The 11,907-nt window shown below is 70.6% G+C and carries 10 protein-coding genes; 4 read left to right on the top strand and 6 right to left on the bottom strand.

Going from position 1 to position 11,907, the window contains the following annotated elements:
• Positions 1-99: 99 nt before the first annotated feature.
• Complete coding sequence (locus IE269_RS12855) at positions 100-1,368, top strand: MFS transporter (protein ID WP_189823006.1); 1,269 nt, start codon at positions 100-102, stop codon at positions 1,366-1,368.
• 68 nt (positions 1,369-1,436) lie between these two features.
• On the opposite strand, the gene IE269_RS12850 is transcribed toward IE269_RS12855, so the two are convergent.
• Positions 1,437-1,685: a DUF397 domain-containing protein gene (locus IE269_RS12850; RefSeq protein ID WP_189823005.1), complete on the bottom strand. Its 249-nt coding sequence runs from the start codon at positions 1,683-1,685 to the stop codon at positions 1,437-1,439.
• Positions 1,682-2,545, bottom strand: a complete 864-nt coding sequence (locus IE269_RS12845; protein WP_189823004.1) for a helix-turn-helix domain-containing protein — start codon at positions 2,543-2,545, stop codon at positions 1,682-1,684. Before IE269_RS12845 ends, IE269_RS12850 begins: the two co-directional genes overlap by 4 nt.
• Positions 2,546-2,704: 159 nt before the next feature.
• Between IE269_RS12845 and IE269_RS12840 the strand changes: the two genes are divergently transcribed.
• Together IE269_RS12840 and IE269_RS12835 are read left to right on the top strand one after the other, a co-directional pair.
• Positions 2,705-3,160 carry an ATP-binding protein gene (locus IE269_RS12840; protein ID WP_189823003.1) on the top strand — a complete coding sequence of 152 codons (456 nt, stop codon included), beginning with the start codon at positions 2,705-2,707 and terminating at the stop codon, positions 3,158-3,160.
• 32 nt (positions 3,161-3,192) lie between these two features.
• The gene (locus IE269_RS12835; RefSeq protein WP_189823002.1) at positions 3,193-4,539 is read left to right on the top strand and encodes a tetratricopeptide repeat protein; all 1,347 of its coding nucleotides are present in this window, start codon (positions 3,193-3,195) and stop codon (positions 4,537-4,539) included.
• A 115-nt stretch (positions 4,540-4,654) separates the two neighbouring features.
• Here IE269_RS12835 and IE269_RS12830 read toward each other — a convergent pair whose 3' ends face one another.
• The 4 genes from IE269_RS12830 to IE269_RS12815 form a co-directional block, all read right to left on the bottom strand.
• The gene (locus IE269_RS12830; RefSeq protein WP_189823001.1) at positions 4,655-5,875 is read right to left on the bottom strand and encodes an MFS transporter; all 1,221 of its coding nucleotides are present in this window, start codon (positions 5,873-5,875) and stop codon (positions 4,655-4,657) included.
• A gap of 41 nt (positions 5,876-5,916) precedes the next feature.
• Positions 5,917-6,663 carry a maleate cis-trans isomerase family protein gene (locus tag IE269_RS12825; RefSeq protein WP_189823000.1) on the bottom strand — a complete coding sequence of 249 codons (747 nt, stop codon included), beginning with the start codon at positions 6,661-6,663 and terminating at the stop codon, positions 5,917-5,919.
• 241 nt (positions 6,664-6,904) lie between these two features.
• A complete protein-coding gene (locus IE269_RS12820; RefSeq protein ID WP_189822999.1) occupies positions 6,905-7,138 on the bottom strand; it encodes a tautomerase family protein in 234 nt (77 codons plus the stop codon).
• Positions 7,139-7,166: 28 nt separating this feature from the next.
• Positions 7,167-11,054 (bottom strand): non-ribosomal peptide synthetase family protein, encoded by a 3,888-nt coding sequence (locus IE269_RS12815; RefSeq protein WP_189823315.1) that lies wholly within the window; start codon positions 11,052-11,054, stop codon positions 7,167-7,169.
• A 254-nt stretch (positions 11,055-11,308) separates the two neighbouring features.
• Between IE269_RS12815 and IE269_RS12810 the strand changes: the two genes are divergently transcribed.
• Entirely contained in the window at positions 11,309-11,899 is a 591-nt protein-coding gene (locus IE269_RS12810) for a TetR/AcrR family transcriptional regulator (protein ID WP_189822998.1), read from the top strand.
• Positions 11,900-11,907: the final 8 nt, after the last annotated feature.

Here is an 11,907-nt window from a genome sequence, read left to right as displayed (position 1 = left end):
GCTCGCCCACGGCGCTCGCGTACCGCGCGACCCTGTGCGCGGCGGCGCTTCCCGCCCCACCCTCACCTCTCCCTTTCTCCGTCCCCGAAAGGCACCGCCATGGCTCTCGACGACGAGACCGCTGTACGCCCGAGAACGTCCCAAGCGCCGCTGGGACGCTTCAAGTTGGGCCCGCTCTACGTCACGATCCCGCTCGCCAACCTGGTGCTGTACATGATCTGGACGGCGATCCCGCAGTTCATGCTGCCGATCCAGGTGCAGCGCATCACCGGCACCACCGACACGGCGGCCCTCGCCACCGCGAGCCTGCTGGGCACCATCGCCGCGACCATCGGCAACCCGCTCTTCGGCCAGCTCTCCGACCGGACCCGCTCCCGCTTCGGCCGCCGCACCCCGTGGCTCGTCGCCTGCGCGATCGGCGGCGGCGCACTGCTCCTGCTCCAGGCCAACGCGCCCTCGATATCGATGCTGGGCATCGCGTACGCGGGCACCAGCCTGGTCCTCAACGGCTTCCAGGCGGCCCTCACCGCCGTCGTCCCGGACCGCGTACCGGGCGAGAAGATGGGCCTGGTCTCCTCCCTGATGGGCGTCGGCCTCAATCTCGGCGTGCTGGTCGGCTCCTCCCTCTTCGCGATCTTCCCGGAGCTGGCGGGCCCGTTCGTCTACTACCTGATCGCTGCCGCGATCGTGATCACCGCCGTCGTCTTCGCGGTCCTCAGCCCGGACGTGGACTCCCGCGAGGAGCCGCGCGAGCCGTTCCACCTCGGCAGGTTCTTCGCGAAGCTCTGGATCAACCCGGTCAAGCACCCCGACTTCGGCTGGGTCTTCCTCGCCCGTATGTTCATGATGCTGGGCTACTGGTTGGTCACGGCCCTGTTCTTCTTCGCCCTCCAGGACTACGTGGGCCTGTCCCCGGAGGACGCGGTCGGCGCGGCGGGCATCCTCTTCACCGTCTCCGGCGCGGCCTCGGTCGTCGGCTCGCTGCTGGCGGCCCCGCTGGTCGACCGGGTCGGCAGGCTGAAGGTGTTCGTGCTGGTGGCGGGTGGGGGCCTGGCGATCTCCCTCGCCATCCCGGTCTTCTCGCCGACGTACGGCGGCATGATGGTCTTCTCCGTCGTCAACGGCCTCGCCTTCGGCATCTACACGGCCGTCGACACGGCCCTCATCAACAAGGTGCTGCCCAACCCGGACGACGCGGCCAAGGACCTCGGCGTGATGAACATCGCCACCGCCCTCCCGCAGATCGTCGCCGCCGCACTGGGCGCGCTGGTGGTCTCGCTGCTGGACTACCGGGGCCTGTTCGTGGTGGCCGCGGTGATCGCGCTGGTGGGCGCGGTCGCGGTGATTCCGGTGAAGCGGGCGCGCTGACGCTTCGGTGTTGAACGGCTGTGCCCCGTACCGGAGTTGCTTCGGTACGGGGCAAAGGGGTGTGTGGGTCAGGACCGGGCGGCGTACGAGAGGAAGCCGGTCCACGCAGCGGGGGAGAGGGCGAGCTGCGGGCCCTCGTGGACCTTGGAGTCGCGGACGTGGACGGTATGGGGGCAGGCGGCCACCTCGACGCAGTCACCCTGGCTGCCGCTGCTGTAGCTGGACTTGTGCCAGGAGAGGGCGACTTCCACGCAGTCGTCGCCCTGTGAGCCGCTGTAGCTGCTCTTGAACCAGGCCAGCTCGGGAGGGGTGCTCATAGTGCTCCTCGCATTCGCTCCAACAGGCTCCGGGAGTCCTCCGGGGTGAGAGCCTGCGTGCGAAGTTTTGCATACCGCTGCTGGAGGTTGCTGATCTCTTTCGGAGCTGAGATGAGGCGCCCGTTCTCTTGCCCCTCCGAGTACCCGAACCACTGATTGTCCGGCGTCTCCAGCAGTTGCATGGGCCCGTCCAGCCCCGCGTGCTTCGGCTGGTACAGCGGCATGATCTGGAACTCGACGTTCCAGTGCTGGTCGATCACCCCCAGCAGATGGTCGAACTGCCCACGGGTGACCTCCTCCCCGCCCGTATGCCGTTCCAGCACCGCCTGTTCCACGATGAAGCTGAACGCGGTCGGCGGCTTCCGGCCCGTGGACAGCAGCTCCTGGCGCTCCAGCCGGGCCGAGATCCGATCTTCCAGCTCGGCGGCGTCCGGCAGTGGCGGAACGCAGAGCGACATGGCGCGGGCGTACGCCTCCGTCTGCAACAGACCGGGCACGACTCGGCATTCGTACGTATCGAGGCTGATCGCATCCGCCTCCAGCAGCGCCCACTGCCGGAACCACCTCGCCAACCCCGGCTGCCGCGACAAATGCTTCGCCGCACCCTTGATCGCCCCGAACGCGTCCAGTACCTCCTCCGCCCTCACCACATACGGCGGCGGCGGGAAGCGCCTGCCCTGCTCGATCGAGGCGCAGGTCGGAACCGAGTACCGCACCCTCGGGGCGAACTGCTCCTGCGTGAGCCCGGCCCGCTTCCGGAAGGCCTTGACGACTTCCCCGAACGCCTTGAGGCTGTCCGACGGTTCGGGCTCGCCACCGCCGCCCGCTCCGCCGCCGAACTCCTCCGTACCGTCCGTCATCCCCGGCCACCTCCCGCACCCGTGCCCCGCGTCCCACTCCCAACCGGCCCATGGTTACGGGCAGTTACTCCCACTGTCCACACCGCGTACTCGTACGCTGACCCAGCGTACGAGTCGCCGACCTGGTGAACCGCCTTTGCAGAGCGCCACATTGACCGCATGACACCACCCACGACCCGGCAAGCACCGGTCGCCGTACGTATGTTCACCCAGCGGTTCAGCTCCACCCGGCGCGGAGCCAGGCTCGCCCGTCGCCTCACGGCCCACCAGCTGCACGCCTGGGGCATCCCGCACGGCGGCGACACCTCCGACGCGGCCGCGCAGATCGTCGCCGAACTCGCCGCGAACGCGGTGACGCACGGACGCGTACCGGGCCGAGACTTCGAACTGACGCTCGTACTCCTGCCGGCGCCGGGATCCCTGCTGCGGATCGAGGTCTCCGACACCCGCACCGAGAAGCGCCCTCCGGCCCCGGGTGAACTCGCGGTCCCGGCCTCGGAGGAGGAGGCGGGACGCGGGCTCCTCCTGGTCGAGGCACTGGCCGACCGTTGGTCCGTACTCGACCGTATTCCGCTCGGCAAGACCGTCCGCGCGGAACTCGACCTGCCGGACTGAAGGGCCTTGCGGGCGGTCGCTAGGGTGCGCTCGTGGAAGCTGACGATCTTGAATACCGGGCGCGGACGATGTCCGGCTGCATTCCGCCGGATGTGGTCTCCCGGCTGCTGGAACGTGGCAGGGCCGAGGTTGTGGAGGAGCAGGCCGGGCGCGGGGAGTGGTTCTGTGCGCTGGCCTGGGCGCGGTTGCTGGGGGAGCAGGGGCGGCAGGCGGACGCGCGGGAGGTGCTCGCCCCGTACCTGGCGACCGGGTGGTGGACGGCGGTGAGCGCCACGGCCGAGCTGCTGGAGGGCTGGGGGCGCGTCGACGAGGCGATCGAGATCACCCGGGTCCGCATGGAGGCCGGGCATCCGGACGCGTTGGCGTTCTACGCGCGATTGCTCGCCCGACACGGCCGGGCGGAGGAGGCATTCGTGCTGTTGCGACCGCACGTCGGCGAGTGGTCCCCGGCCGAGGCCCTGGTCGACGTCGCGGGTGCCGCCGGGTGTGACGAGGAAGCCGCCGAACTGCTCATAGCCCTGACCGAGCACGAGTGTTCCGACTTCCCGTTCTGCTGCCGGGGCCTCGACCGGTACGCGGTGATCGAGTGGCTCTCCACTGTCCGCGAGCGGCAGGGCCGGACCGAGGAGGCGATCGCCCTGCTCCGTACTGGTGGGTCCACGCTGGTCAATGGCGGCGAGCGGCTGGCCGCGATGCTGGGCCGGAACGGACGTCTCGATGAGCTGAGGGAGTTCGCGCTGGGTGACGGCGCGGATGCCGCCCTGAGCGAACTCGTGCGGTTGCTCGAGGAGGACGGTGACGTGGAGGGGGCGGTCACGGCCTGCCGCCGGGCTGTCGCCACGGACAGCACGTCCCGCTCGGCTTACGAGCTCGCGCAGCTCCTGGCCCGGCACGGGCGGTGGGACGAAGCGATCGCGGTGATGCGCGTCCCCGCCGAGGCCTACCCGGGGGACGACTGCATCCTGCACACGCTGTCCGTTCTGTACCTCGACGCGGACCGCCCGCGCGACGGCCTGGAATGCCTCGACGCGCTCGCCGCAGCCCGCGCGGGAGAGGAGGCGTGGGATCTGTACTGGATACGACTGCCCCTGATCGCCGCCTGCGACGGTGTCGACGCGGCCATCGCGCAGGCCCGTTCCCACGCCGAGGGCGGCACCTGGTACGCGGCGGAGCACGTCGCGGAGCTGCTGGCCGGTGCCGGACGCGTCGAGGAGGCGGTAGCCGTCCTGGAAGAGCACGCCCCGGACCTCCGGCACGACCTGGCCCGCCACCTCGTCGACCTCGGCCGGGTCGAGGAGGCCCTGGCGCTCCTCCAGCGGCAGGACCCACGGCCGCTCGTGGCCGGGACGGGCCCCTGGTGCGAGGAACCCCCGTTCTGAACCGCTGCCCGGACGCAGAGGGCCGTGCCCCGGTCCGCTGGTCGAAGCGGAGCGGGGCACGGCCTGTGTGGGGGAGACGGCCTTGTGAGCCGTACGTCTTCTGGTGGGCCCTCGGTCAGGCTTCGCCGCGCGCGCCCGCCTTGAAGGCGTGCGACTTGGACGTACCGACGACAAGCAGGGCGACCACGCCCAGGCCCAGCAGGACCCACGGGAAGGTGCCCGCGCCCGAGGACTCCAGGAGGAGGCCGCCGACCACGCCGCCGCCCGCGACGGCGAGGTTGAAGATGGTGACCAGCATGGACTGGGCGACGTCCGCGCCGTCGCCCGCCGCGTCCGCGATGGCGGTCTGGAGGAGGGTGGGGGCGCCGCCGAAGGTGAGGCCCCAGGCGACGACGCCGATGATGACGGCGATCGGGGAGTTCTGGCCGATGCCGAGGATGAGGGCGGCCGCGGCGAAGCCCGCCAGGCTCGCGAGGGTCAGGACGCGCAGCTTGCGGTCGACGAACAGGCCCGTGAACCAGATGCCCGCGATGGCCGTGGCGCCGAAGAGGAGCAGGATCGCGTCCACGCGCTCGCCGATGCCCGCCTTGGCGAGGAACGGGGCGATGTACGTGTAGAGGATGTTGTGGGCCAGGATCCACAGGAAGATCACGGCCAGGATCGGGCGGATGCCCGGGGTGAGGAAGATCTTCCGGATGGGCAGGCGCTGTTCGGCGGCCTGGCCGGGGAAGTCCGGGACCAGGGCGCGCACCCAGACGACGAGGAGGAGCGCGACCGCCGACATGATCCAGAAGACGCCCTGCCAGCCGAACAGGGAGCCCAGCAGCGTGCCGAGCGGGACGCCGAAGGTGAGCGCGATCGGCTGGCCGACGCCGACGATCGCGAGGGCCCGGCCCTGGAGGTGCTCGGGGACCAGGCGGCGCGAGTAGCCCGCCAGCAGGCCCCAGATGACGCCGGACGCCATGCCCGCGATGAAGCGAGCGCCCAGGGTGACGGCGTAGTTGGAGGAGAGCGCGGTCACGGTGTTGAAGACGAAGAGGGAGCCGACCGCGTAGAGGAGGAGGGGGCGGCGGTTCATCGCGCGGGTCGCGGCGATCACCGGGATCGCGGCGACGACCGAGCCGATCGCGTACAGCGTGACGAGCTGGCCCGCGAGGCCCTCGGAGATGTTCAGGCCCTTGCTGATCTGGGGGAGCAGACCCGCCGGCATCGTCTCGGTCATGATCGCGAGGAAGCCCGCGGCGGTGAAGGCGAGCAGCTTGAGGATCGGCAGCCGCTCCTTGACGGGCGGCGGGGTGGTTGTGGTGGTGCTTGCGGGCCGGGCTTCGGTGGTCACGGGGTCTCCAGGGGGACGGGTCGGGGCTCGGGGCGCGTGTCTCAGTGCTCGGAGAGCAGGGAGCCGTGGCCGTGGACGTGGTCGGTGATGCCGAGGGTCCGCAGGGCGTGCCAGTACAGGACCGTGTTGTTGGAGATGACGGGCTTGTCGAGCCAGGTCTCGGCGACGGCGGCGAGGCGGGTCATGGCGACGTTCGTGCCGACCTGGACGATGGCCTCGATGTCGGGGCCGTCGATGTCCCTTACGGTGTCGCGGAGTTGGGCCTCGGACACGTGCGAGATCCGGGCCGGGCTCGACACGCCGAGGCCCTGGATGCGGACGACGTCGTAGCCGCTGTCCTTGAAGAAGCGGCTCACGGAGTCGTCGCCGACGGGCAGGTACGGGGTGATGACGGCGACGCGACGGGCCTGGTAGACGTCCAGGGCGGCCTTGATGGCGTCGGGGCTCATGATCACCGGCCGGCCGCCGGCGGCTTCGGTGAGGGAGGCGAGGACGTGGGCGTGGGAGTCGGGGCCGTCCCAGTAGCTCTCCGGGGAGACGCCGATGACGACGCCGTCGGGGTTGCAGCTGACGACGCTTTCGATGGCGGGGACGGTGGAGCGGCGGATGCTGTGCATGACGTGGTCAAAGCCGGGCTCGTCGACCATCGAGTCGTCACCGATGAGCATGCGGCCGGTGTGGTTGGTGACGTGGTGGGGGCGGAGGGACTCCATCTCGGGCTGGGCGGAGGTGTTGGTGGAGGGCAGGACGACGCCGACCTTGAGGCGGGGGCCGAGGGAGTCGGGCATGGGGTGGCCTTTCTTGTACGGGGGTGTGGGGTGCGGGGTGCGGGGTGGTGGGCTGGCCGGGGCTTGGCCGGTGCTGGTGGGTGCGGGCAGGGGGCGGTGTCCGGGTGGGCCCGGATCGGGCGGGCCGCCCCCTTGCCCGCCCGTCCCGCCCCCGGGGGGCGGCCCCGCCGCCCAAGGGGACGAGGGAAGGGGGGCGGCCCCGCCGCCTAAGGGGGCTAGGGGGAAGAGGACGGAGGTGCCCTTACACCGGTCTGTAGGCCGGAGCCTTGATCAGCCGCGGCTCCTGCGCCGCGATCAGCGGGCCGACGACCCGTTCGTCCCACGCCTCCGGCGGCACCGGATGCAGGGCGATCGACACGGCTCCCTCGTACGTACCGAAGTGCTCGACGATCACGGACGTCAGGTCGGACGCGAGCCGCTCCCGCTCCGCCTCGTTCAGCTCGACGGGAAAGTGACTCAGGTCGATGTGGGGCACGGGACACTCCAAAGGTGGTCGGCAGTGGTCAGGCGAGACGAGCGCGAATGGCCGCGAGAAGTTCCGGCAGCCCCTGCGGCTTGAGCACCGCGTAGTGATCGGCCGCGAGATCCACCACCCTCGCCGGCGACACCGTGTACCCCGTCGCGTCCTCGATGAAGGAGTAGTCGTCGCCGACGGCCTTGAGCACCGTCACCGGCGCCGTCACCTGACGCTCCGTCAACTCGCGGAAGTTGTAGTCGAATTCGTACGTCTCGGCGACGATCCTGGTGATCCGGCGGATCAGCTCCTCGCCGAGGGCGGGTATCCGGTCGTGGACGAAGGCGACGAAGGAGTCCTCGTCGTGCGCCGCCGCCAGGCACTCCGCGACCTGCGGGCCCGTGATCGACCCGGCGAACACCGAGTGCAGGATCGTCACGTACGCCGGGTTGGCGTAGGAGGACTCCCTGCCGTGCGCGGCGGTCTCGGCGGCCCGCACCTTCGGGTTCCCGGGGCAGATCAGCACCAGGTCGGAGACCTCCTGCCCGGCCTGCTCCAGCTGCCAGGCCGTCTCGAAGGCGACCCGCGCCCCGAAGGAGTACCCCCACAGCAGGTACGGGCCCTCCGGCTGGATCCGCCGGATCTCGGCGACGTCGGCCGCGGCCATGTCCTGCACCGTCGGGTACGGGGTCTCGCCCGCGTTGATGCCGTGCGCCTGGATGCCGTAGAAGGACCGGCCGAGCCCGGACTCCCGCCCCAGGAGGCGGAGGTTCATGGGGTACCCGCCGAGTCCCGGCCAGCAGAACACCGGCGGCAGCCCGGCCGACTCGTCCTCGTACAACCGGATCAGCCGCGAGGAGGAGACGGCGGAACCAGTCCCGCCCTCAACCTCGATCCGCGCGGCCAGCTCCCCCAACTTCGGTGCTTCGAAGATGACTTGCAGCGGCAGCGCCGTGCCGAACTCCCGGTTGATCCGGTTGACGAGCGCGACCGCGACAAGCGAGTTGCCGCCCGCGGTGAAGAAGTCGTCCGCCGTCGAGGGGTCCTCGTACTTGAGGGCCTTGCCCCACGCCTCGGCGAGCCACTTCTCGTGCTCGGTCTCCGGGGCGACGTACGGCGCGTCGCTGCCCGCCGCGCGCACCGTCTCGTCGGCGGCCAGGGCCTTCGCGTCGACCTTGCCGTTGGCGGTGAGCGGCAGGCTGTCCAGGACCAGGACCCGGTTGGGGATCATGTAGTCGGGCAGCAGGGTCGCCAGCTCGTCCTTGATGATCTCGGCGGGGCCCTTGGAGTGCACCGAGTCCTCGTACATGCCCTCGCTGCGGATCTGCTCCTCGCTGACCCGCCCGCCGAGGAAGAAGTACGACGGGCCGCGCTCGACGCCCTGTGCCGCGAGGATCTCGTCGATGCGGCGGGAGGCGGGCAGCGGGTTGCCGGACTCGGAGCTGTAGCCCGCCGACATGAAGCCGAGGGCCAGTCCGTTGCGCTGGAGGTGGTGGAGCTTGGTGCCCATCGCGATGTACGAGAGCCAGGGTTCGGCGGCGCGGCTGACGGCGGCGATGCCGAACGAGGCCCGGTCGTACACGCTCTGGTTGATGGCGATGACGTGCTTGCGCTGCACGAGGTCGGGGGAGAGAGGGATCAACTCGCCTTCCCCATAACGGTAGTGACCCTCAGTCAGACCGGCCACCCGCCCCGGATGGGCCTGCACATAGATCTCCGTCGGATCGTCGGCCGGAGTGCCGTCCGCGCGGACGATCTCGAAGGTGCCCAGGTAGTGGTCCTCCTCGGGCACCCCGAGCAGGTCCTTCACCCCGGGCAGCAACCCGGTCGGCCGCACGGTCAGCCCGTACTCCGGGAGCACCTCCTCGAAGACGCCCAGCATGTGGCCCGTCTCGAACTCCAGGACCTCGCGGATGTTGTTGGCGTAGACCGGCTGGATCGCCTTGTCCTTGCCGAGGAAGTGCAGGCGGAGCGCGGTGCCCCCGGTGTCGGGGAGGAGCCCCGAGGGGCCCGCGATCCGGACCAGGGTGTGGTCGACGGGGTGGTGGTAGTGGATGCCGTCCTCGATGCCCGCGAAGCCGGTGGTCTCCAGGTAGAGCTGGGTCGCGTACAGCGCACCGGGGGAGGCGTACGCGTACTTCGGCAGCAGCCGCTCCGTGCTCCGGAAGGGGCCGAACCAGCGCAGTACGTCGCCGAGTTGGTCGACCGACAGCTCCGACAGGTCGCGTCCGGGGGCGGCGGCCGGAGTGCGCGGCGCGAGCAGCTTCAGCAGGTCCTCGCGGGTGACCTCGCCGCCGTCGTAGAAGCGGTACGTCTTGCGGGCGAAGGTCTCCCGGCGCTGGCGCTCGGTGCCGTCACGACCCGGCAGCTCCAGTGCCGGGCGGCCGAGCAGGTCGACCGCGTCGCGCACTCCGGCGTGCGAGAGCTGCGCCTTGACCTGGAGTTTGCTGGCCTTGGACTGGTGGTGGCCGCCGTGGTTGCCCTGGTCCATCAGGGCCGCCTCGCGCGGGTTCAGCTCGACCACGGCCACCAGGTTCTGGAAACCGGTGCGGGCGTCGTCCGTGACCACGGCCGCCGCCCTGCGCACCCAGGTGTGCTCCTCGATCGCGACCGTGATCTCGTCCAACTCCACGCGGTAGCCGCGCAGTTTGACCTGGTTGTCGGCCCGGCCGAGGCAGGTGATGGTGCCGTCCGGGTTCCAGTGGGCGAGGTCGCCGGTGCGGTAGAGGCGCTCGGTGGGGACGAAGGGCGAGGGGACGAAGCGTTCCTCGGTGAGGTCCGGGCGGTGCAGGTAGCCGCGTGCCAACTGAACGCCGCCTATGTAGAGTTCGCCGGTCGTGCCGATGCCGACCGGGCGGCGCTCCTCGTCCAGGATGAAGCACTGGGTGTTGTCGACGGGGACCCCGATGGGGACGGTTCCGTTGCCCTCCGTCGGGTCGTCCAGCGAGTCGGGGTCGACCAGGTTGGCGGTGGCGTTGATGGTGGTCTCGGTGGGCCCGTACAGATTGACCAGCGAGGCGTTCGGCAGCGCCGTCAGCAGGGCGCGGGCGAGGCGGCGCGAGAGTGCCTCGCCGCCGGAGAAGACGCGGTGCAGCGAGGTGCAGGAGCTGAACTGCTCGGTGTCCAGGAGGGCTTGGAGCAGGGTCGGCACGCCCTGAAGGGTCGTCACCCGGTGCCGGTTGATCGCGGCGATCAGCGCCTCGGGGTCCCGGTAGCTGCCCGGCGGGGCGACGACGACCCGTGCGCCGGTGGCGGGTGCGAGGATCTCCCACTGCGCGGCGTCGAAGCTCATCGGCGTCTTCTGCAACACCGTGACATGGCTGCCGAGATGACCGAACGTGTGCATCCAGCGCAGCTGCGAGACGACGCTTCGGTGCTCGATCATCACGCCCTTGGGGCGGCCGGTGCTGCCCGAGGTGTAGATGACGTACGCGAGCGAGTCGGGCCGGGGGCCGGGCGCCGCCGGCTGCGGGTGCGGGGTCCGAGCCCAGGGGGACACCGTGCAGTGGTGCACGTCGGCGGTCGAGACGTCCCGGGCCTCGTCGGGCGTGACGATGCGGGTGCCCGCCGGGGCGACGGCGGCGAGCCGCTCGCGCAGGTGCTCCTGGGTGACGACGACGGTGGTGCGGCTGTTCTCGATCATGTAGCGCAGCCGGTCCTCCGGGTACTCCGGGGACAGCGGCAGATAGGCGGCCCCGGCGAAGAGGACGCCCCAGGCCCCGACCATCAGGTCGAGCGAGGGCTCGGTGAAGACGCCGACGCAGTCGTCGGTCCCCACACCCAAGAGGTGGAGTTTCGCGGCGAGTCGGCCGCTCGCGAGGCCCAGCTCCCGGAAGGTGAGGTGCTGGTCGCCGCTGACGACGGCCACCTCGTCGGGGCGCAGTGCGATCTGGTGCTCCAGCTGACCGGGCAGGCAGGAGGCGTGCTCGGGGCGGATGGCGTGGGCGGCGCGGTCCTCGCGGGCGGTGCGGAGGTCGCGGTCCGGTACGGCGGGATGGGCTCCAGGCAAGGTGTTCTCCCCAGTGGTGTTGCGCTCTCGGTGCCCGGCTTCCGGGCCTCCCCCCGCGCCCTGTTCCGTGCTGGACGGGTGGGCGGCGAGCTGCGCGACTGAGACAAGCACACTTCCCGCATCGATTGCACTCTGCGCAATGGAAGTTTAACAATCGTTCCAGAACGGCTAACCTTGCTGCTATGTCACCTCGCCCCCGGGGCTTCGACCTCGACAAAGCACTGGACGCGGCCATGGACACCTTCTGGGCCAAGGGCTACGAAGCCACTTCGGCCCAGGACCTGGTGGACAGCACGGGCCTCGGCCGCGGCAGTCTCTACAACACTTTCGACAGCAAGTACGGCCTGTTCCAGGCTGCGCTCAAGAGATACGACGACGAGTGGACGACCCGCCTGGTGACCCTCCTCGAAGAGGGCGAGGGTCCGGCGCGCGACCGGATCCGTACGGTCCTGATGAGCGTCGTCGAGGAGGAGACGGCGGAGCATCCCGCCCACCGGGGGTGTCTCGTGGTCAACTCCGCCATGGAGTTGGCCGGCCGTGACGCCCGGGTCACCCAGCACGTCCGGGACACCTTCGACCGCATGACGCAGGCGCTGGCGGCCTGCGTGGAGCAGGGGGTGCGCGACGGATCGCTGCCCGCGTCCGCCGAGCCGCCCCGCGACCGCGCGCTCTACCTGCTCAACTCGATGTACGGGCTGCGCGTGCTCGGCAAGGTCTCCGGCCGGGGCGACCTGGCCGCACTCGTGGACCGCATCCTGCCGCCGGAGTCCTGACCGGGCTC

Origin of the sequence: Streptomyces spiroverticillatus, from assembly GCA_014650415.1 — a bacterium.
GTDB classification, from domain to species: Bacteria; Actinomycetota; Actinomycetes; order Streptomycetales; family Streptomycetaceae; genus Streptomyces; species Streptomyces spiroverticillatus.
Note: the sequence above shows the minus strand (reverse complement) of the source record. Positions and strands in the feature narration are given on the sequence as shown.

Bases quoted from the DNA above. Each gene is read 5' to 3' on its own strand.
- IE269_RS12855 (WP_189823006.1), top strand. From the start codon at position 100: ATGGCTCTCGACGACGAGACCGCTGTACGCCCGAGAACGTCCCAAGCG.
- IE269_RS12850 (WP_189823005.1), bottom strand. From the start codon at position 1,685: ATGAGCACCCCTCCCGAGCTGGCCTGGTTCAAGAGCAGCTACAGCGGC.
- IE269_RS12845 (WP_189823004.1), bottom strand. From the start codon at position 2,545: ATGACGGACGGTACGGAGGAGTTCGGCGGCGGAGCGGGCGGCGGTGGC.
- IE269_RS12840 (WP_189823003.1), top strand. From the start codon at position 2,705: ATGACACCACCCACGACCCGGCAAGCACCGGTCGCCGTACGTATGTTC.
- IE269_RS12825 (WP_189823000.1), bottom strand. From the start codon at position 6,663: ATGCCCGACTCCCTCGGCCCCCGCCTCAAGGTCGGCGTCGTCCTGCCC.
- IE269_RS12810 (WP_189822998.1), top strand. From the start codon at position 11,309: ATGTCACCTCGCCCCCGGGGCTTCGACCTCGACAAAGCACTGGACGCG.